The sequence below is a fragment of the Streptomyces flavofungini genome (assembly GCF_014650815.1).
Lineage (GTDB): Bacteria > Actinomycetota > Actinomycetes > Streptomycetales > Streptomycetaceae > Streptomyces > Streptomyces flavofungini.
Genome location: NZ_BMVR01000003.1, coordinates 706,718 through 726,113, shown reverse-complemented (window position 1 = coordinate 726,113; position 19,396 = coordinate 706,718). Strand labels below are relative to the sequence as shown.

18 protein-coding genes are annotated in these 19,396 nt (G+C 72.7%); 8 read left to right on the top strand and 10 right to left on the bottom strand.

Going from position 1 to position 19,396, the window contains the following annotated elements; genetic code table 11:
- The first annotated feature begins 127 nt into the window (after positions 1–127).
- On the top strand, positions 128–2,410 hold the full coding sequence (locus IE274_RS10305; protein WP_190115379.1) for a LuxR C-terminal-related transcriptional regulator: 2,283 nt from the start codon (positions 128–130) through the stop codon (positions 2,408–2,410).
- Between the two features lie 357 nt (positions 2,411–2,767).
- Positions 2,768–3,205 carry an SRPBCC family protein gene (locus tag IE274_RS10300; protein ID WP_190115306.1) on the top strand — a complete coding sequence of 146 codons (438 nt, stop codon included), beginning with the start codon at positions 2,768–2,770 and terminating at the stop codon, positions 3,203–3,205.
- An 84-nt stretch (positions 3,206–3,289) separates the two neighbouring features.
- On the opposite strand, the gene IE274_RS10295 is transcribed toward IE274_RS10300, so the two are convergent.
- A complete protein-coding gene (locus IE274_RS10295; protein ID WP_190115305.1) occupies positions 3,290–4,030 on the bottom strand; it encodes a class I SAM-dependent DNA methyltransferase in 741 nt (246 codons plus the stop codon).
- A 145-nt stretch (positions 4,031–4,175) separates the two neighbouring features.
- Complete coding sequence (locus IE274_RS10290) at positions 4,176–4,712, bottom strand: putative immunity protein (protein ID WP_190115304.1); 537 nt, start codon at positions 4,710–4,712, stop codon at positions 4,176–4,178.
- A gap of 156 nt (positions 4,713–4,868) precedes the next feature.
- Between IE274_RS10290 and IE274_RS40030 the strand changes: the two genes are divergently transcribed.
- Entirely contained in the window at positions 4,869–5,000 is a 132-nt protein-coding gene (locus IE274_RS40030) for a hypothetical protein (RefSeq protein ID WP_268255564.1), read from the top strand.
- Between the two features lie 175 nt (positions 5,001–5,175).
- Here the strand turns inward: IE274_RS40030 and IE274_RS10285 are convergent, their stop codons facing one another.
- Entirely contained in the window at positions 5,176–5,817 is a 642-nt protein-coding gene (locus IE274_RS10285) for an NAD(P)-dependent oxidoreductase (protein WP_190115303.1), read from the bottom strand.
- Entirely contained in the window at positions 5,814–6,782 is a 969-nt protein-coding gene (locus IE274_RS10280; protein WP_190115302.1) for an EamA family transporter, read from the bottom strand. Before IE274_RS10280 ends, IE274_RS10285 begins: the two co-directional genes overlap by 4 nt.
- Before the next feature lie 80 nt (positions 6,783–6,862).
- On the opposite strand from IE274_RS10280, the gene IE274_RS10275 reads away from it, so the two are divergent.
- The 3 genes from IE274_RS10275 to IE274_RS10265 all read left to right on the top strand — a co-directional run bounded on the left by IE274_RS10275 (position 6,863) and on the right by IE274_RS10265 (position 10,652).
- Positions 6,863–7,753: a LysR family transcriptional regulator gene (locus IE274_RS10275; RefSeq protein WP_190115301.1), complete on the top strand. Its 891-nt coding sequence runs from the start codon at positions 6,863–6,865 to the stop codon at positions 7,751–7,753.
- Positions 7,754–7,927: 174 nt separating this feature from the next.
- Entirely contained in the window at positions 7,928–9,994 is a 2,067-nt protein-coding gene (locus IE274_RS10270; protein WP_229909414.1) for a M6 family metalloprotease domain-containing protein, read from the top strand.
- A gap of 124 nt (positions 9,995–10,118) precedes the next feature.
- Complete coding sequence (locus tag IE274_RS10265) at positions 10,119–10,652, top strand: hypothetical protein (protein WP_190115300.1); 534 nt, start codon at positions 10,119–10,121, stop codon at positions 10,650–10,652.
- Between the two features lie 92 nt (positions 10,653–10,744).
- Here IE274_RS10265 and IE274_RS10260 read toward each other — a convergent pair whose 3' ends face one another.
- The 3 genes from IE274_RS10260 to IE274_RS10250 all read right to left on the bottom strand — a co-directional run bounded on the left by IE274_RS10260 (position 10,745) and on the right by IE274_RS10250 (position 12,860).
- Positions 10,745–11,131: a hypothetical protein gene (locus tag IE274_RS10260; protein ID WP_190115299.1), complete on the bottom strand. Its 387-nt coding sequence runs from the start codon at positions 11,129–11,131 to the stop codon at positions 10,745–10,747.
- A gap of 204 nt (positions 11,132–11,335) precedes the next feature.
- The gene (locus IE274_RS10255) at positions 11,336–12,199 is read right to left on the bottom strand and encodes an alpha/beta fold hydrolase (RefSeq protein WP_229909413.1); all 864 of its coding nucleotides are present in this window, start codon (positions 12,197–12,199) and stop codon (positions 11,336–11,338) included.
- Positions 12,200–12,365: 166 nt separating this feature from the next.
- Complete coding sequence (locus IE274_RS10250) at positions 12,366–12,860, bottom strand: hypothetical protein (protein WP_229909412.1); 495 nt, start codon at positions 12,858–12,860, stop codon at positions 12,366–12,368.
- 520 nt (positions 12,861–13,380) lie between these two features.
- On the opposite strand from IE274_RS10250, the gene IE274_RS10245 reads away from it, so the two are divergent.
- Complete coding sequence (locus tag IE274_RS10245; protein ID WP_229909411.1) at positions 13,381–14,328, top strand: class I SAM-dependent methyltransferase; 948 nt, start codon at positions 13,381–13,383, stop codon at positions 14,326–14,328.
- 57 nt (positions 14,329–14,385) lie between these two features.
- Here IE274_RS10245 and IE274_RS10240 read toward each other — a convergent pair whose 3' ends face one another.
- Positions 14,386–14,922: a hypothetical protein gene (locus IE274_RS10240; RefSeq protein ID WP_190115297.1), complete on the bottom strand. Its 537-nt coding sequence runs from the start codon at positions 14,920–14,922 to the stop codon at positions 14,386–14,388.
- Between the two features lie 191 nt (positions 14,923–15,113).
- Between IE274_RS10240 and IE274_RS10235 the strand changes: the two genes are divergently transcribed.
- Entirely contained in the window at positions 15,114–16,673 is a 1,560-nt protein-coding gene (locus IE274_RS10235) for a serine/threonine-protein kinase (protein WP_190115296.1), read from the top strand.
- 117 nt (positions 16,674–16,790) lie between these two features.
- On the opposite strand, the gene uriT is transcribed toward IE274_RS10235, so the two are convergent.
- Together uriT and uriH are read right to left on the bottom strand one after the other, a co-directional pair.
- On the bottom strand, positions 16,791–18,242 hold the full coding sequence (uriT, locus tag IE274_RS10230) for a uridine transporter UriT (protein ID WP_198897867.1): 1,452 nt from the start codon (positions 18,240–18,242) through the stop codon (positions 16,791–16,793).
- Complete coding sequence (uriH, locus tag IE274_RS10225; protein WP_190115295.1) at positions 18,239–19,186, bottom strand: uridine-preferring nucleoside hydrolase UriH; 948 nt, start codon at positions 19,184–19,186, stop codon at positions 18,239–18,241. The genes uriT and uriH overlap by 4 nt, the downstream gene beginning before the upstream one ends.
- Positions 19,187–19,396 lie beyond the last annotated feature (210 nt).

The following is a 19,396-nucleotide window of genomic DNA, read 5'->3' as shown; positions in this document are numbered from 1 at the left end:
GACACTGTGCGGCCGTACGCATACGTACTGAATCGAAAGCACGTATCCCGTACGGCGGTTCAGACCTGCGGTGGAGACGACGGTCGACCCGGCCGGTGATGCGGCGGTCGACGGGCACGGGGGCGTCATGGGATTCGGCTTCGGACAGCGCCGCGGCGGGCAACTGCCCGTGGAGCGGACCAGTTTCGTCGGGCGGACGGCGGAGATCGCCCGGGTGCGGGCGGCATTCACGCAGGCACCGCTGGTGACGCTGGTGGGGCCGGGCGGCGTCGGCAAGAGCCGGACGGCGCTGCGGGCGGCCGAAGGGCTCGGGGAGCGGTTCCCCGACGGGGTGTGGCTGGCGGAGCTGTCGGGGCTGCGGGATCCGGAGCTGGTGCCCGCGACGCTGGCCGCCGTCCTCGAACTGCCCGAGCAGGTGGGGATGGAGCCGCTCGACGCGGTCGTGGCGCATCTGCGGGGGCGGCGGCTGCTGATCGTCCTGGACACCTGCGAGCATCTGGTGGACGCGTGCGCGATGCTCTGCGACGTGCTGCTGCGGGAGGCCGCCGACGCATGCGTGCTGGCCACCAGCAGGCAACCCCTGGACGTGCCCGGCGAGCAGTGCCTGTCCCTCGCGCCGCTCGCCGCCGAGGACGCGGTGGAGCTGTTCGTGCAGCGCGCCACGGCCGTGGCCCCGGGCTTCACGGCGGGTGCGGACAACCGGGCGCAGCTCAGCGCCCTCGTGAGCCACCTCGACGGCATCCCGCTGGCCCTGGAACTCGCGGCGGTCCGGCTGCGGGCGGTGCCCCTCGGCCACCTGGTGGCCCGGCTGGACCAGCGCTTCGGGGTGCTGACGGGCGGGCGGCGCACCTCCCCGGCGCGGCATCAGACGCTGCGTACGGCGATCGACTGGTCGTACGAGCTGTGTCTGCCGCAGGAGCGCGAGCTGTGGGCGCGGCTCTCGGTGTTCGCGGGGTCCTTCGAGCTGGCGACGGCGGAGCGGGTGTGCGGCGGCGGTGAGCTGGCGACGGCGGACGTGCTGGAGACGCTGGTCGGGCTTGTCGACAAGTCGGTGGTGCAGCACCTCAGTTCGGGCACGGGCCGCTACCGGCTGCTCGACACGCTGCGCGCGTACGGCGCCGAGCGGCTGGCCGGGGCGGACCGCGCGGCGTCCGTGCGCGAGGCGCACTTCGCGTACTACCGGCGGCTCGGTCAGCGGCTGTGGGACGAGCTCCTGACGGAGGCGCAGGCCGAGCTGTACCGGACGATGCGCGCGGAGGCCACGGACGTTCGGGCGGCCCTGAGGTACGCGTTCGCCACCCCGGGCCGGGCCCGGCAGGGGCTGTGGCTGGCCGCCCAGTTGGCGCCGTTCTGGCGGGCCGCGGGGACGCTGTCGGAAGGGAAGTACTGGATCGACAAGGGGCTCGACCAGGTGCCCGAGGACTGCTGGGAGCGGGCCTGGGGGCTATTGCTCGGCGGGGTGCTCGCGGTGTGGAGCGGTGATCTGGCGGTGGCGCCGGGCCGCTTCGCCGCGGCCCGGGAGGTCGCCGAGCGGTGCGGGGCGGAGCGGGTGCTGCTGTTCGCCGAGCCGTATCTCGGCGCGATGCGCGCGCTCGGCGGCGAGGTCGAGGAGGGCCTGGCCATGCTGGAGCGCGGGCGGCTGGGGATCGTGGCGGCCGGGGACGCGCTCGGCATCGGCGTCGTGCACTACGAAGCCGCCCTGCTGCGGGCGGTGCTCGGCGACATCGACGGCGCCCTCGACCTGTGCGCGATCGGCCTCGACCGCCTCGAAGGCACCGGCGACCGGCAGTTGTACGCCTCCACTCTGATGGTGCAGGGCGTCATCCTGTGGCTCGCCGGACGCCACGAGGACAGCGCGCCGCCGCTGCGCCGGGCCCTGGAGGCGGTCAGCGAGGTCGGGGACGTGCTGGTCGCGGCGCTGTGCTGCCTGGGCCTCGGCTGGCACGCGGCCGGGCAGAAGCGGTACACCCGGGCCGCGTGGCTGCTCGGGTACGCGGAGAGCGCGCGGCGCCTGACCGGCGACCCGGTGGCGATGCTGCCCTCGCTCCTCGAACAGCAGGAGTCGGCCCAGGCGGCCGTGCGGGACGCCCTCGGCGCCGCCGCGTTCGAGCGCTGGCACGGCCTGGGGGCGCGGATGACGGGCACGGAGATCCTGGAGTCGGTGCGCACCGACGTGGACGTACCGCCGTCGGCGCGGCCCGTGCCGGGAGCCCGGCAGGGGCGGGCCGCCGACTCCCTCACCCCGCGCGAACGGGAGGTCGCCGGGCTGGTGGCGAGCGGCCTCTCCAACCGGGAGGTCGCCGAACGCCTGGTCATCTCCAAGCGGACCGCGGACACGCACGTCGAGCGCATCCTCACCAAGCTCGGGCTCCGCTCGCGGGCGGAGATCCCCGGTTCCCTGGCGGAGTGAGCGGTCCGGGGGCGGGGGCGTACGTACGTATGCCCCCGCCCCGCGCATCCGGGCACGATCAGCTCCCCGCTACGTATACGGATTCTCGCGGATTACGGATGCCGGGACGCCCGGCCGCCCGGGAAGATGAGGCCGCCGCCCGGGGGCCGGGAGCATGGTGGGCGCCGGCAGCGCGGAGGTGTCCCACGCTGCCAGGCACGGGCGCCCGGTACCGCCTCCCCCCTCAGGCGGTGCGGGAGAGGTCCGGCTGCCGGCGTCGGCGGGGCAGCCGCACCTCCGCCCGTGCGTCGTGGGCGCCCGCCGCGCCCACGACGCACGGAGGCGGGGCATCGCCGGTCACCGGCCTACGATCCCGCCATGGCCTACTTCCGCGTCGAACGCACCACCCCGCTCGGCCCGGCCGAGGCCTGGGGGCGCCTGACCGACTGGGAGCGGCACGGCCAGGTGGTGCCCCTGACCCGGGTCACCGTCTCCGGCGGCCTGCCGCGCGGCACGGGCACCGTCTTCACGGCGCGCTCCGGAGTGGGCCCGCTGGCGTTCGACGATCCGATGGAGGTCACCGTCTGGCAGCCGCCGAGCGCGACGGAGGGCGGGCTGTGCCGTCTGGTCAAGCGCGGTGCGGTGGTGCGGGGGTGGGCCGAGATCGAGGTGCGGGCGGCGGGGCAAGGGGCACGGGTGGTCTGGCGGGAGGAGCTGCGGGTCCGCCTGGTGCCCCGGGTTCTCGATCCGGTGGTGGCGCGGGTGGCTGCCCGGGTCTTCGGGCGGGCGGCCGGGGCGCTGCTGGCCTCTCCGTGAGGCGCCGACCGCCGAAGCACCGCCGCCCGGGACATTGCTGACACCGGGTCGGTCAGCGGCACATTCAGCGGCTCATTCAGCGGCTTATTCGGCGGGCTTCTCCCACACCGACACGTGCTGCGTGCTCTCGCCGGTGAACGGCGTACGCGACCACTCCTCCCACCGGTCCCGCAGCCGCATCCCGGCGAGCCGCGCCATCAGGTCCAGCTCGGCGGGCCAGACGTACCGGAACGGCAGGGACCAGTGCTCGGCGCGGCCGTCGGTGATCGTCACGTAGTGGGAGCTCATCGCCTGGGTGGCGACGTCGTACGTGTCGAACGCCCACTCCGTGGGGCCGATGCGGAACGGCACGGCGGTCTGGCCGGGCGGAAGGCGGCGCAGGTCCGGTACGCCGACCTCGACGACGAAGGTGCCGCCGGGGCGCAGGTGGTCGGCGGCGTTGCGGAAGCAGGCGACCTGGGCGTCCTGCGTGGTGAGGTTGTTGATGGTGTTGTAGACGAGGTAGGCGACCGCGAAGGTGCCCGGTACGCGGGTCGTGGCGAAGTCGCCGATGGTGACGTCGACGGCGTCGCCACCGGGCTTGTCCCGCAGCCGGGCCGCCATCGCGCGGGACAACTCGATGCCGTGCACCGGGACGCCCCGGGCCGCCAGGGGCAGCGCGATCCGGCCGGTGCCGATGCCGAACTCCAACGCCCGCCCGTCACCCGCGAGTTCGGCGAGCAGCTCGACGGGCGGATCCACGGCCTCGGGCCGGAACATGTCCGCCGAGGTCTCGTCGTAGGTGGCCGCGATGTCTTCCCCGAAGTATCCGTCCGCACCAGGCATCCCAGGACCGTAGCGCCTGGGATACCGGTGCCGCGCGGCAATTTCCGTGGGTGTCGGGCGCGGAGTTCCGTGGGTGACGAGCGCGGAGTTCCGTGGAGTTCAGACACGGTGCCGCGTGGCGTTCAGGCACGGAGCCCCGTGACGTTCAGACGCGGAGTGCGGCGTCGAGGTCGCGGATGAACTCGCCCACGCGTCCGCCTCCGGCAGGTGCGGCGGGCAGTCGGCCGAGGACGGCGGAGACCGCGGCCGGGGCGTGCTGACGCGCCCATGCGAGGGTCCCCTCGGCGGCGCCCCGCTCGTCGCCGTCGGCCAGCAGTTCCTCAGCCCGCGCCGCGTGCGCCGCCGAGCCGAGGACGTGCTTCACCTGGTGGGCGCTGGCCTTGGGATGGAGGAACGCGGCGGCGGCCGCATGGCTCGCGGCGAAGGCGGCGTCGGCCGCGGCGGGCGACGGGGCCTCCTTCACCGCCTTGTGCGCGGCCCACGCGCTCTGCCGCAGCGCGGTCGTGCGGCGCTCGCCCGCGGCGAAGGCTTCGGCCCCGGCGATGGCGTCACGGGGGCGCGTGTCGTCGGGGAGTTCCCTTTCGAAGATCGCCAGGACGCGGCGGGCGCAGTCGGCCGCGTAGCCCGTGATCTCGCGCAGTTCGTCTTCGCTCAGCTCGATTTTCTCAGTCTCGGTCGGCACGGGCCCATCTTGCCGCAGACCACCGGATCTTTGGCCTCAGGGTTGCCTGGAGTGAGCGCCCGTGCGGCACAGGGCGTGCTCGTACGGAGCGAGACGGAAGCCGACCGACCGGGCTGAGCCCGGAAGCCCGCAGCTCGCCGTGGTGCGCGGGCTCGCGTGCGAAGCGGCCCCGACGTCCGGCGGACGGCCGCCGCCGAGGCCTCCGGCGACAAGGAGCACCCGGCCAACGGCGGACGCCTGCGCACCAGGGGCGCGACCCACGCCGACCTGCTGGCCGCGCCGAGCTGATCGCGGTCCTCCGGCGCACCGCCAGCGCCACCGGAGGACGAGGCTGCCGCGTACGTGAAGCAGCTCGCCCCGGACGGGCGTTACGGCCGCGACGTGTACGGAACCAGCGTGAAACGGATCCGTGCGGGAACGGACCCCTGCGGGACACCGCTTCCCCCCGCGCGGCAGCCGAGCGTCAAGCGTCCTGTTGGCCGACGGTGAAGTGCTTCTCCTGCCGCGGGTTCTCCAGTTCGTCGACGACCGCCACGGCGAGATCCTCGGCGGAGATCCGGGACGTACCGTCCGCGTCGGCGAGGAGAGTGGTCGTCCCGCGCCGGTACGTACCGCTGCGGTGCCCGGGTTCGAGGACGGCGGGCGGGCTGAGGTAGACCCAGTCGGCGTCGTGTGCACGGCAGACGTCCAGTTGCGTGGAGCTGGCTGCGGCGATGCTGCGCCACTGCTCCGGCACGTACTCGGGGCTGTCGACGACGAGTCGGTCGGGGTCGCCCGGATTCCGCAGGGGCCCGGCGCCGCCGACGACGAGGATGCGTATCCCGGCCGCCGCGGCCGCGTCCAGCAGTGCCGTCGTGGTCGTCACCACCCCGTCCTCGTACCCGGGGGCGGGACGGGTCGCGGCCACGATCGCGTCGGCGCCGCCGAACAGGGCGGCCATGCGGTCGGGGTCGTCGGCGTCGCCCTCGACGGCGATCACGCCGGGTGGCAGGTCGGCCGATCTCGTTCTGCGGAAGACGGCGACGAGGTCATGGCCCCGGCTCGCGGCTTCGTCGATGACGCGGGAGCCGACCATGCCTGCGGCTCCGACTACGGCGATCTTCATCGTGGTGTCCCTTTCGATGCGGGGGTGGGAAGAGAGGGGGCTGCGGAATCGTGTGAGCGGGTGGACGGAGGGAGCTGTCCCGCGACTATCGCGGCGAGGGAGAGCCCGAACCCCACGAGTTGAACCGGGCCGAGGGTCTGGCCGAGCACGGCGGCACCGAGGACGGCGGCCACCAGTGGCGAGAACAGGCCGAGCACCGCGACCGAGGTGACGGGCAACGTGGTGATGCCGCGGAACCACAGGACGAAGGTGATCAGGCCGCCGACCAGGCCGAGCCAGAGGTAGCCGAGGACGGCGGACAGGTCGACGGCGGGCGGCGCGCCCTCGGCGAGGACGGTGAGGGGCACCAGGAACAGTCCGCCCGCCGCGAGTTGCCAGCCCGCGAACCCGGTGGGGCTGACGTAGGCGGGCCGCCCCCAGCGCTTGGTGAGGGTCACGCCGAGCGCCAAGGTGGCCGCTCCGCCGAGGCCCGCCAGCACGCCCACGACGTCGAACGCGGCGTTCGGCCGGATGACGACCAGGCCGACCCCCACGGCACCGACCGCACCCCAGACGAAGCGCCGGGCGGAGGGGCGCTCGTGGAGGACCGTCACGGCGAGGACGGCGACCATGAGGGGCGACGCCGCGGCCAGCGTGGCGGCGACACCTCCCGGCAGCCGTTCGGCGGCGATGAACAGCAGCGGGAACAGCAGCCCGATGTTCAGGACGCCGAGCACCGCGGCCTTCCCCCACCATGTCCCGCGCGGCAGCGTCCGGGTCACCGCGAGCGCGATGAGACCGGCGGGCAGCGCGCGCAGCATCCCCGCGAACAGCGGGTGCCCCGGCGGCAACAGCTCCGTCGTCACCACGTAGGTCGTGCCCCACACGGCGGGAGCGAGCGCCGTCAACGCGGTACGGGGCAGGTTCCCTTGAAGAGCACCCACGCCGGTGCCACCGGAACCCGTCGGTGCTGCTGGACTTGTCATACCCGAAGCCTGGCCCGTCGCGATCAATGAGTCCAACACATGTTTGTCAGTCCATCGATCTCGATACAAGATGGATCGCTATGGAGCTCCAGCAGATGCGGTACGTCGTCGCCGTCGCCGAGACGAACAACTTCACCCGGGCCGCCGAGCGGTGCCTGGTCGTCCAGTCCGCCCTCAGTCACCAGATCGCGCGCCTGGAGAAGGAACTCGGCGCGCGCCTCTTCGAGCGCACCAGCCGCCGGGTGCGCCTGACTCCGGCCGGTGAGGCGTTCCTGCCGGCGGCCCGGCAGTGCCTGGCCGCGGCCGAGCGGGCGGCGGCCGAGGTCGCCGCGGCGGTGGGAGAGGTACGCGGACGGCTCGCCGTGGGCCTGATCCCCACCGTCGCCGCGGTCGACGTCCCGGGCGCGCTGCGCGACTTCCGCCACCAGTACCCGCAGGTGCGGATCAGCCTGCGGGTGGGGGCGAGCGACGAGCTCATCGAGCAGGTCCGGGAGGGCGCCCTCGACGTGGCCTTCCTGGGCCTGCCGACCACGGCGCGGCCCCACGGCGTCGCCGCCCACGAACTCGCCCGTGACCGGCTCGTCGCCGTGGTCGCGCCGGACCACCCGCTCGCCGGTGAGACGTCGGTCAGCCTGCGCAGGCTCGCCACCGAGGTCTTCGTGGACCTGCCCGCGGGCACGGCCGGGCGGCTCCAGTCCGACCAGGCCTTCGAGGCCGCCGGGCTGACCCGCGACGTCGCCTTCGAAGTGACCGCCGCCGACTTCATCACCCGCCTCGTCGCCCCGGGGCTCGGCATCGCCATGCTCCCCTCCGCCTACGCGCCCCGGCTCACCGGCGTCACCACCGTCGAGGTCGCCGACGCACCGGCCCGCGTCGAGTACGTCATCTGGAGCCGCCACAGCGGCACACCGGCGGCGGCCGCGTTCCTGGCCGTCCTCGACATCCCGACGCCGGACGCCGACCCCTCGTAACGCGCCCCGCCCGTAAGGGAACCCACCGGTAGGCGCCCCGCACCCGGCCCCGCTCCCGCACCACCGGGCAAACCCGTCCCAAAAGCCTGTTGACTCCTCATCGGGCCCAGGCGGAAAGTACCGCTGACCGGCTTGTCATGTTCTTGTCCACACCCCTCCGACAAGAGGTGAGCCTTGTTCCTCCGCCGCACACGCATACGACGCGCGAGAACGACGCACCCCCGGGCCCGCCGCGCAGGCCTCCTCGCCGCGCTCGCGGCCCTCGTCCTGTCCCCGCTCGCCGCCGTCCCGGCCCAGGCGAACCCCGAGCCGTCCGGCAGCCGTCCCCTCGTCCAGCCGATCGACCCGCAGCGCTGGCAGAACCCCGACGACATGACGTGGGCCGACTACCGGTCCATCCCCGGCACCGACTGGGCCAACCCCGAACTGGAGCCGACGAAGCGGACCTTCAAGGGCGCCCTGGTGCTGCTCGACTACCCCGATGAGGAGTTCACGGTCAGCAAACCAGCGGGATCAAGCCTCTTCGGCAACCCGCAGCCCAGCGCGTCGAACGTGCCGCGCAGCCAAGTACCGGCGTTCTACCGCGACTTCCTCAACAAGCCGGGCAAGCTCAACCACGGCCACACCATCAACGAGTACTGGATGGAGGACTCCGGCGGCCGCATCGGCGTCGACCTGACCTCCTTCGGCGTGTACCGCATGCCGCACAAGTCCTTCCAGTACGGCATCGAGCCGCAGATGAACCCGGGCGCCTGCCCGACCGGCAGCACCTGCGGCAAGGACATCCGCGCCGACGGCAAGGCGGCGTGGGTCAAGGACGCGGGCGAGGCCGAGACCGCGAAGTACGACTTCGTCTTCTACCTCACCGCCGGGCAGGACGAGTCGTCCGTCTGGCAGGAGTTCGGGCAGATGAAGTTCTCGTCCCCGCAGGACGTACCGGCGAAGTGGGGGCCGCCCGCACCCATCAGCACCGGCGGCAACTCCGCCAACACCCGCTACGTGCCGTGGACTTCCTGGGCGGCCGCGGCCCGCATCTGGCCGAACGCCGCCAACGGCTCCTCCACCCAGGCCGAGAGCTCCGGCATGGCCGTGTACGCGCACGAGCTGAGCCACATCCTCGGTATCGCCGACAACTACAACAACCCCTACGGCACGCCGACGCGACGCGCCTACACCGGCATCTGGAGCATGCTGTCGCGCGGCTCGTTCAACGGCCCCGGCGGCCCGCACACCCGCTGGCAGATCCCGGCCGCCAACGGCGCGTCCATGGGCTCCCAGCACGTCCTGCGCGACAAGCTGAAGCTCGGCATCGTCGACGAGAAGAACGTGCTCCGGCTCGACCGGGACGCGCTCAAGGACTCCGGCACGGTCGTCACCCGCGTCACCGCGCGCTCCGCGCCGCCCGGCGACAAGGGCCTCAGCGGCGTCAACATCGCGATGAGCCGGGACCTCTCACCCACCTGCGATCCCGCCAAGGACCCCCTGTGCGACGGCGGCGGCTACAACAACTACACCGTCGAAGTCGTCGACCGCATGGGCATGGACTCCTTCACACCCGACAACGGCGTCCTGCTGAGCAAGACCAAGAGCCAGGACCGCGCCCCGTTCGCCTGGGTCGTCGACTCCCACCCCGAAGACATCGACATGGTCGACTTCAAGCGCCCCGACGGCACCCCCCAGAAGATCACGATGGGTGACTACCGTCAGCTCAGCGACGCGCTCCTGCACGCCGGGGCCGACTCCGGCAGCGAGTACGAGTACGTCGACCAGGCCAACCGTCTGCACTTCTACGTCCTGGACGTGCGCCGCACCCGCACCGGAGTGCTCTCGTACACCGTCGCCGTGAAGTCCCTGGACGGCGCGGGCCCGCAGCGCCGCGGCGCCGACCTGAGCCGCGGCCATGCCAAGGGCGACCCCGGCCGCCGGGCCCTGTGCACCTTCGACCTGGACAACACCGGGCGCGCCGAGCCCCCGCGGTCCGGACACCCCGAGAACCCCAAGGACATCGCCCAGTACCTGTCCTCCGACGTCTACCGGCTCACCGCCAAGTCCTCCGCCCGCGGCTGGTCCGCCTGGCTGCCCAACCGCCTCACCACCGCCAAGGCGGGCGGCTCCGTCGAGGTCGACGTCGCCGTCAAGGCGCGGCCGGGCGCCGAGCGGCACAACCGCGTCACGCTCACCGCCCGGTCGGAGAGCGACCCGGGCAAGACCGCGACCGCCGTCTGCAAGCTCAGGAAGTAGGGGCAGGGGCGGTCGGCCACCCGCCGTGGCCGACCGCCCCTGACGTCCGCGTGGCCGTCGTCACCCCTCGGAACCGGTTCCCTCGCCGCCGGTTCCTCCTAGGCTTACGCCTGGAAAGGTGGGAATGATGGACATACCAAACGTTGTCGGCGACTGGCAGGAATATCAGTCCGAGGAGTGGGCCGGACTGCGCGTCCGCGTGCACCACCTCCGCAGGGCCACACCGCAGCGCGGGCGCGACGAGGACGCCAAGGGCCTGACGTATGTCGCGTTCGACGTCACCCTCGACAACCGCGGCTCCACCTACTTCAGCATCGACCTGCACGACCACCCGCGCCACTACGACGTCCGCGTCGGCAGGGACGGACACGGCGCGTTCGTCGACGAGTTCGGCGGCGCCGTGATCCGCGACTTCAACCTCTACCCACAGCGCCGCGTCACGGCCACGCTGTACGCCGCCGCGCCCGCCTCCAAGCTCAAGCAGCTCGACATCCAGATCAGTCCGGCGGTCGACGACGAGCCCGCGTTCGGATACGTGTGGTCGGGCGGCCTCGGCGTCCATGAGGGCTCCACGCGCACCGACGGCCGCGCCTCGTCGGCCAAGACCGGGGTCGCCAGCGAAGTGGAGCGGTTCCTCCAGGACAGCTCCGGCGACTGAGCCGGTCCGGGCAGCCGTCGGGCCCGGTCACGCACGGGGGCAGCCGTGGTGACCGGGCCCGACGACGCCGGTCAAGGGGTGACGCGCACCCGTCAGTTGGTGATCGTCACACAGGGCAGGCCCACGCTCGACCCACCGCGGAAGCCCTCCGCGCAGAGCCGGGTGCCCGCCGGGAAGTGCCGCTGCGGGTACGCCTGGTCGCGGTACGTCCGGAACTTGGCGACGTCCTCCGTCTTGGTGTGGGCGCTCCAGCCGTTGGTCGTCCACACACGCGCGGAGATCCGGTTCGGCTGGTTGGTGTTGGTGACCGACACCTCGACCCGGCCCAGGTAGGTGCCCGAGTCGTACGTCTCGATACAGACGGAGTGGTTGCACCACTTGCCGTCGGCCACGGCCGAGGGCCCCGCGACGATGACGCAGCCGAGCGCGGCGACCACCGCTCCGATCCCCGCGGCGACCTTCTTGGTGACGTTGTACATGCTGAGCACTCCTTCGAGCGTTTTCCTCATGGCCCCGCGACGAGGCACCGGGAGGCTGACGGTTGGGGTCCCTCTGAGCGGCCACGGCCCGGTCCGGCATCACCGGACGGGGGCGGCCCAGGCGGACCAACGCGGGGCAAGATCATGAGTTACGCCGATGTACCCCTCCGGGGCGTTCACCGCGGCAACGCCGGGGCGGTGGGGTCAGCGGTGCTCGGTCAGCCACTCCAGGGCGGCCGCGCCGGAATCGAGGACGGAGATGTGTCCGTCGGCGGGGCTGAGCCGCAGCTCCGCCGAGGCGCAGCGGCGCGCGAGCCACCGGCCGTGGGCGCTGGGGACGACGCGGTCACTGCCGCCATGCAGGATGAGGACGGGGGCGGTGATCCGCGCGGGGTCGCACCCCCAGGGGGTCACGTACGCCAGGTCGTCGGCGATCAGTCCGCCGGGTCCGGACTCCACGGCGGGGCCGACGACGTCACCGAACCAGGACCAGGCGGCGGCGAGGGCCGCGTGGTCGACCGGGTCGAACATCTCCGGGTCGTACGCGGCGGCCGCCTCGTGGGCCTCCTTCGCCGCGCGACCCGCGACCGCCGCCCGCAGCGACGCCGTGCCGGAGTCCGACATTCCGGCGAACCAGTCGAGGCCTTCGGCGCCGTACGGGGCGAGCCCCGCCACGCTCACCACGCACCGCACCCGGTCGGGCAGCAGCGCGGCGCACGCCAGCGCGTGGGAGCCGCCGCCGGAGTGCCCCATGACCGCGAACCGGCCGATGCCGAGGGCGTCGGCGACGGCGGCGGCGTCGGCGTCGGTGGCCGCGGACGCCAGGTCCCGGCCCGGGACGGCGCTCGACCCGCCGTATCCCGGCCGGTCGTACGACACCCAGCGGATGCCGAGCCGGGACGCCGCCGGGAAGAGGGGTGCGGGCGGGGCGCCGATGTTGGGGGTGCCGTGGTGCCAGAGGACGGTGAGGGCGGGGTCCGAGGTGCCCGCCTCGGCGTCGCGCCCGGTGTCGTAGACGTGCAACTGACGCCCGTCGCCGAGCCGCAGGTCCATCTCCGTCACGTCCACGCTGTCGCTCCCGCCTCGTCGGCCGCCGCTGCACCGCCATTCTGCACCGCTGGGGCGCGCGGGCCCGGCCCGGAACGCACAGAGCCCGGCCGACCGAGGTCGACCGGGCTCTGTCACGCCGTCAGGAGGTCAGGGGCGGTGCCCGGTGCTCCCTCGGCGCCTGGGGTCAGGAACCCCAGTTGCCCTGGTTCACCGCGCAGTTCCAGCCGGAGCCGCGCACGGAGAACTTCACCTTGTAGGACCGCGTGTTCAGCAGCCGCGTGCGCACCTGGACGCCGAGGCTGGCCTTCTTCTTCAGGGTCTTGGTGTGGACGGAAACGGTCCTCGACGTCTTGCGGGTGACCTTGCCGCCCTTCGCCTTGGCGCTGCCGAAGCGAATGTTCTTCACGTTGGTCACCGTGAAGGTGACCTTCTTGAAGCTCTTGGTGCTCTTGTTCTTCAGGCCGAAGTACAGACCGTTGCCGGTGACCCAGCCGTTCGAGTTGGTGTAGAACCTCGACGTGTAGACGATGTCGATCGGGCAGCCGGCGCTGCGCGGCGCGACCTTGGACGCGGACGGGGCGGCCTTCGGCCCCTCGGCCGCGGACGCGGCACCGGCCAGACCGAGCTGAGCGGCGGTGATGGCCCCGGCGGTGGCCAGGACAGCGGCGGACGTGCGCATGCGGTTCACTACGGTGATCCCTCTTCCCCCTGTGGCCCCTGGTGGGACCAACTGACAGCACGATGCAATGCGTTCGCACCGGACGAATCACGTCCCTTGCGGCGCCCCGTATTCCTAGCACGAGGACGACACAGGAGAACAAGTGAGCCATCGGGTCACCGCAGCACCGTGACAGAAGCCGGACAATCGTAAGGCATTCCGAGGTGCACTCGGGAACGGGTTACGCGGGGGGCTTTCCGGGGGGCCTTTCCGGTGAACTCCCGCTCCGGCACTCGCATGGAATTCGATTGCAATGGCTAATTCCCGCGGGATCGGCGCGGCCCCGGCAGGGGGCTTTTCGGCCGCCGCGCGGGCGCCGGGCGTGGCTTGACTGCGTCGTCACGGGGGCCGCTGGGGCGGGTGCAATGGACAGGTGCACGAGAACGGACCTGACGGACCTGACGGACCTGACGGACCTGACGGACCTGACGGACCTGTCTATGCGGGCCCCTGCGGCCCGCACCTGCCGGAGGAGACCACCTTGGCGACGAACCCCACGACGAACCCGACCACCACCCCGAACCCCACGACCCCCACCACCCCGAACTCGGCCGACTCCGAAGGCACTTCGACGGTGCCGTCCCCTGCCGACGTCGGCGCGATGTACGACCGGTTCGGCGACCTGCTCGCCATGACGCTCGGGTCGACCGCCGTGCACATCGGCATGTTCGTGCCGCACGACGAGCCCACGCCCGTCACCTCGCTCGTCGCCCTCGCCGACCTCGCGCAGGACCGGCAGACCGAGTTCCTCATCGACACGATCCAGGGCACGCTCCGCCGGGAACCGGCCCCGCACCTCCTGGACATCGGCTGCGGCACCGGCGGCCCCGCCCTGCGCCTCGCGGAGCGCACCGGCGGCCGGGTCTCCGGCATCACCGTCAGCAAGACGCAGCTCGCCCGGTGCGAGGACCGGCGCCGGGGCCACCCGGCGGGCGAGCGCGTCGACTTCGCGTACGGCAACGCCATGGAGCTCACCCACCCCGACGCCTCGTTCGACGCCGCCTGGTCGATCGACTGCGTGCCCCACCTGTCCGACCGCCCCGCCGCGTTGCGCCAGGCCATGCGGGTGCTCAGGCCCGGTGGGCACCTGCTCTTCACGGAGTTCGCGCTGCGCGGCACCCCGACGGAGGCCGAGTCGTCGGCGTACACGCGCCTGTGGACCTGTCCGCCGCTGCGCCCCTTCGCCACCCTCGTCGGCGAGATCGAGGAGACCGGCTTCCGGGTCGTGCGGGTGCAGGACATGACGGCCAACGCCGTGGTGTGCTCCGAGCTGATGTCGACCCTGTACCAGGACCGGCGCGCGGAGATCGAGGAGCGGTTCGGGAAGGAGGCGCTGATCCACACCGACCCGCTGATGGCCCCCTACCGTTCCTTCTGCCGGGACCACTTGGACTACCACCTGGTTCTCCTGCGCAAGCCGGAGGCATAGCGGGAGGAGTAGGAGGAACGCGCCCGGGCCGACCCCGCGTCGATGGCGCCCACCGGCCTACCCGCAGGCAGCCACCACCTCGTCGAACGTCTCAAGGAGCCCGAGGAACGCCGCCCTCCCCCAGGCCCCCACCGCCAGCGCGGCCGCGAGCACCGCGGCGCCGTGCGCACACGCCGCGCCGTCCTGCCACCAGCCGCGCAGCCCGGCGTCGTCCCCGTCGGCCCAGGCTCGCACGGCCTGGGAGACAGCGAGTTCGTGGTGGGGCGGCCCGACGGCGGCGATCGTGTCGGCGGTGCGTACGACATCCGCCGGGGTGAGGGTGCGCGGGGCCGACAGGACGATGCCGATGACCAGGCGCAGGATGTCGCCGGTGACGGCGGGCAGTTGCCGGGCGACGGCGGGGTCCGCCCCGTCGAGGGCGGCGGCGACCCCGGCGGCGTCCCCGCGCGCGTAGGCGCGCACGAGCGTGAGCCCGCGCCGCGTCGCCTCCCGGCCGGACGGGTCACCGGGCAGGCCCGGCCCCGCTGCCGTCTCCTCCCGGCCCGCTGCCGACAGCGCCCCGTACGGGTCCAGCTCTGAGCGGTACGACGCCATGCCCGATCCCCTTTCACAGGACGTACCTCTGATCCTGCGACCTCAAGTGCGCTCGAGGTCAAATCGGCCACCGGGGCACGCGCGGAGACCTGCGCCCAGCGCGCGCCCGCTGGCGGACCCGGCGCCTCCGGCCGAGAATTGTCCGGCGAAGGGGCGAACAGTCAACGAGCCGCTCCACTAAGGGGGTTGAGATGCGAGGGGCCCTGCTCGGCGGGCGCTATCAGCTCCGCGAACCACTCGGCTCCGGCGGCATGGGCACCGTGTGGCGGGCCACGGACCAATTCCGGCAGCGCGCCGTCGCGGTGAAGATGGTGTACGGCTCCGCCGGGACGGATGCCTCGGACCTGGTCCGCAGATTCCAACGCGAGTTCAAGGTCGCGTCGTCGCTGCGCAGCAAGCACATCGTCGAGGTGCGCGACTCCGGCGAGGCGGTCGTCGACGGCCGCCCGTTGTTGTACCTGGTCATGGAGGAGGTCCCCGGCGAGCCGCTGAGCCACCTGCTCACCGTACGCACGCCCTCGCTCGCGGAGATCGTCCGCTGGGGCACCGAGATCTGCACAGCTCTCTCGATCATGCACGGAGCGAGAATCGTGCACCGGGACCTGAAGCCCGCGAACGTCATGATCGGCCCCGACGGCCACGCGACCGTACTGGACTTCGGCATCGCGCGCCTCGACAGCGACAGCATCGATCTCACCACCCTCACCCACCCCGGCCATCTCCTCGGCACCGTCGGCTTCATGTCTCCGGAACAGGCCGCCGGCGGCACGTCACTCGACGCGCGCAGCGACCTCTACTCCCTGGGCTGCCTGCTGTACGCGACGCTGGTCGGCCGGCCTCCCTTCTCCGAGGGCCCTTGGCAGCGCATCCTGCGGCAGCACCTCGACGACGTCCCCCTCCCCCCGAGCACGGGCCGCCCCGGCCTCCCGCCCGCCTGGGACGCCCTGCTCCTCGACCTCCTCGCCAAACAGCCCGACAGCAGACCGCCGAGCGCGGACGCGACCCGGGAGCGGATCGCGACGCTGCCCGTGCCGCCGACACCGGTGCCCGTTCCGCGGGAAGCACCGCCCGCAGCGGAGCCCCCGGCACCTCCCGACCGCACCGCGACGGTGCTCGACCCCGACGCGGCGACCCACGCCGTACCTTCGAACCCACCCGGCACGCCCAAGGCGCCACCGTCGGTTCACCCGCCCACGTGGCTCGCGGCCCGCCCATGCCCGACGCCCCGCGTGCTGGCGGGAGACGAAGTCATCTCCCGAGGCCTGTCCCTGACCCAACTCGTGGCCCTCTACGCCGCCGTGGCGCTGCTCCTCGGCGCACTGATCACCCTGGTCCTGATCGCCTCGGGCCGCGAGACCGGCCGGTCCCTCGGGACCTCCGGCCTGATCACAGCGGGCGGCTTCGTCGCCGCCGTCGTGCCCGCCTACCTGTACGGCGTCTACGTCTACGCATGGAAGCCACGCCAGGCACGACGCCAGGCGGAACGACTGGCCGAGGAGCAGGCAGCGGCCCGCGGCGCCGGAAGCCCCGCACACCAAGACGCGATCGCGGCGGTCTCCGCTGCCATGTCGAACAACACGCCCCTGTGGGTCGGCTACGAACACCACAACGCCCTCCAGTGGGTCCACCTCCGCCCGACGCACTTCGACAACGGCGACCTCGTGGGCACCGTCGCGCCGACAGGGCAGTGGCGCAGCATCGCCGAGTTCCGGCTGCGGGCCACGTCCGACCACCCGCCGCCCGAAACGTGACGGAGCGAGAACGCACGCGGCGCCCCACCCGCCAAGCAGATGGGGCGCCCACATCACCACGGCCACCGCACCACGGCCGCGTCACCGCAGCCGCTCAGGGCACGGGCCGACCGGCCCTCACTCGTGTGCCTCCGCCTCCACCGGCTTCGGGATCAGGAACGACGTCACGAAGGCCGCCCCGATCAGCACGACCCCGGCGATCATCGCGGCCGAGTAGCCCGCCGTCGACGTCTTGTCGGAGGGTTCGGCGGCGGTCTGGACGGCGTAGAGGAGGGCGAAGCTCAGGCCCGCGCCGAGGTTGAAGGCACCGGCGTTGAGGCCGGGCAGGAAGCCGGGGTTCTCCTTCGGGGAGAGGACGATGCCGAGGCCGTTGAGGACGATGTTGCCGACTCCGGCGTAGGTGACGCCGATGAGGACGGAGGAGACGAGCAGGAGCGCGCGGGAGTCGGACTGGAGGGTCACGAGCATCAGGGCGACGGTCGCGGCCGAGCCGACGAGGCCGAGGCGGAGGATCTTGCCGTAGCCGTGGGTGGCGGCGAGGCGTCCGGCGAGGGGGCCCATGGCCAGGCCCGCGAGGGCGTACGGGGTGAGGGTCCACCAGGCGGACGCCTCGGCGCTCATCCCGAATCCGGCGTCCGCGTTCTGGGCGAACGCGGGGATCAGGCCGTTCATGACGGCGAAGACGCCCGTCATCGTCAGGACGGTGGTCAGGAGCAGCGCCCACGTGGAGCGCTGGCGCAGGTGCCGGGTCGCGACCAGGGGATGCCTGCTGCGGTCCTCGGCGCGCCAGAACGCGGCGAAGGCGAGCGCGGCGGCGACGGCGAGCCCGGCCACCAGCGGCCAGTTGGCCTTGCCGAGCTTCCCGGCCTCGTTGAGGGCGATGAGGGCAGCGCCGACGGAGACGACCAGGAGGGCCACGCCGGGCCAGTCCATGCGGTTGGCGGCGCCGGAGACGCGGGCGGTGGACTCCGGGGTGAGCGTGGCGACGAGGACCATGGCGAGTCCGGCGACGACGGCCATGACCCAGAAGACGGACTGGAAGCCGTAGTGGTCGGCGAGCGAGCCGCCCGCGATGGAGTCGACGCCCGCGATGCCGCCGTTGACGGCGGTGATGACGCCGAGGAGCGTGCCGTACCGCTTCGGCTCGTGGACCTCGTTGCGCAGCATGATCAGGCAGAGCGGCACGGTCGGCCCGGACACGCCCTGGATGACGCGGCCGACGAACAGCATGGGGACGCTCTGCGCGAGCGCGGCCACGACGCAGCCGACGGCCATGAGCGCCATCATCGCGGCGAGGACGCGACGGCGGCCGATGAGGTCGCCGAGGCGCGGCAGGAAGAGGGAGAACAGCGCGGCGGAGGTGAAGAACGCCGTCTGGGTCAGGCCGACCTCGGCGGAGGTCGCGTCGAGGGAGTCCTCGACGCTCTTCAGGGCGGGGCTGAGCATGCTCGCGTTGAGCTGGAAGGCGAAACAGGCCGCAAGCAGCGCGGCGACCAGGACGGCCACGCGGACGGGGCGGCCACCGGGGGTGCCGGCGGGGGTCGCGGGGTCGATGGCGGAGGCGTTCACGCGGACACGTCACCGATCCGCTCGAGGGCGTCCACGACCAGGTCCCAGAAACGCTCGTGGTCCAGGTCGACGGCGACCTGGGTGCGGCAGTCGGCGGGGGCGGGCGCGCGGAAGTCCGCGACGGTCATGCCGAGGGTGAGGGTGCCGGTCAGCTCGATGTCGACGGGGGCCTTGCGTACGGTCATGACGCTCGGGTCGATGACGTACGCGACCGCGCACGGGTCGTGCACCGGCGGGTGCTCGAAGCCCTGTGCCTCGCGGTAGGCGGCGCCGAAGAAGTCCAGGAGCTCGTTCACGAAGACGGCGGGGCGGGTGCCGACCTCGGCGATGCGGCGGGTGACCTCCGGCGTCGCGAGGGCCTGGTGCGTCAGGTCGAGGCCGACCATCGTGACGGGCCAGCCCGCGTTGAAGACGATGTGCGCGGCCTCGGGGTCGATCTTGATGTTGAACTCGGCGACGGCGCTCCAGTTGCCCGTGTGGTAGCCGCCGCCCATGAGGACGACCTCGCGGACGCGCTCGGCGATGCGCGGCTCCTTGCGCACGGCGAGGGCGATGTTCGTCAGGCCCGCGGTGGGCACGATGGTGATCTCGCCGGGCTCGTGCGCCATGACCGTGTCGATGATGAGGTCGACGGCGTGCCGGGGGTCGAGGTCCAGGGTCGGCTCGGGCATGGCGGGGCCGTCGATGCCGCTCTCGCCGTGGATCTCGGGGGCCGTCTCGATGGTGCGCACCAGGGGGCGGGGGCAGCCGGCGGCGAAGGGGACGCCGGTGATGTCCGCGATGCGGGCGACGGAGAGGGCGTTGCGGGTGACCTTCGCCAGGGTCTGGTTGCCGACGACCGTGGTGACCGCGACCAGTTCGACGTCCGGATTGCCGTGCGCGAGGAGCATGGCGATCGCGTCGTCATGTCCGGGGTCGCAGTCGAGGATGATCTTTCGGGCCATCGGCGGAACCTCTTTGTTCGGCTGAGCTGCCACACCGGGGCGGCGCTCGGGAAAACGTTCTCCGAAGACTCTGTGCAGGAGGAGGAATTCTGTCAATGACCTGCGGCACTTCCCGGCGCGCGTCCCGCCGCGCGGCCCTGCTCCACCCCCGCCACCAGGCACGGAAGAAACCCTGGTAGTCGACCCCCGCCATTGATAACGTTTGCCGAA

What these genes read in the sequence shown, in the direction of transcription:
- IE274_RS10240 (WP_190115297.1), bottom strand. Translation starts at nt 14,922, where the DNA reads ATGGCGTCGTACCGCTCAGAGCTGGACCCGTACGGGGCGCTGTCGGCA.
- IE274_RS10260 (WP_190115299.1), bottom strand. Translation starts at nt 11,131, where the DNA reads ATGTACAACGTCACCAAGAAGGTCGCCGCGGGGATCGGAGCGGTGGTC.
- IE274_RS10250 (WP_229909412.1), bottom strand. Translation starts at nt 12,860, where the DNA reads ATGCGCACGTCCGCCGCTGTCCTGGCCACCGCCGGGGCCATCACCGCC.
- uriH (WP_190115295.1), bottom strand. Translation starts at nt 19,186, where the DNA reads ATGGCCCGAAAGATCATCCTCGACTGCGACCCCGGACATGACGACGCG.
- IE274_RS10305 (WP_190115379.1), top strand. Translation starts at nt 128, where the DNA reads ATGGGATTCGGCTTCGGACAGCGCCGCGGCGGGCAACTGCCCGTGGAG.
- IE274_RS10285 (WP_190115303.1), bottom strand. Translation starts at nt 5,817, where the DNA reads ATGAAGATCGCCGTAGTCGGAGCCGCAGGCATGGTCGGCTCCCGCGTC.
- IE274_RS10280 (WP_190115302.1), bottom strand. Translation starts at nt 6,782, where the DNA reads ATGACAAGTCCAGCAGCACCGACGGGTTCCGGTGGCACCGGCGTGGGT.
- IE274_RS10300 (WP_190115306.1), top strand. Translation starts at nt 2,768, where the DNA reads ATGGCCTACTTCCGCGTCGAACGCACCACCCCGCTCGGCCCGGCCGAG.
- IE274_RS10235 (WP_190115296.1), top strand. Translation starts at nt 15,114, where the DNA reads ATGCGAGGGGCCCTGCTCGGCGGGCGCTATCAGCTCCGCGAACCACTC.
- IE274_RS10265 (WP_190115300.1), top strand. Translation starts at nt 10,119, where the DNA reads ATGATGGACATACCAAACGTTGTCGGCGACTGGCAGGAATATCAGTCC.
- IE274_RS10295 (WP_190115305.1), bottom strand. Translation starts at nt 4,030, where the DNA reads ATGCCTGGTGCGGACGGATACTTCGGGGAAGACATCGCGGCCACCTAC.
- IE274_RS10275 (WP_190115301.1), top strand. Translation starts at nt 6,863, where the DNA reads ATGGAGCTCCAGCAGATGCGGTACGTCGTCGCCGTCGCCGAGACGAAC.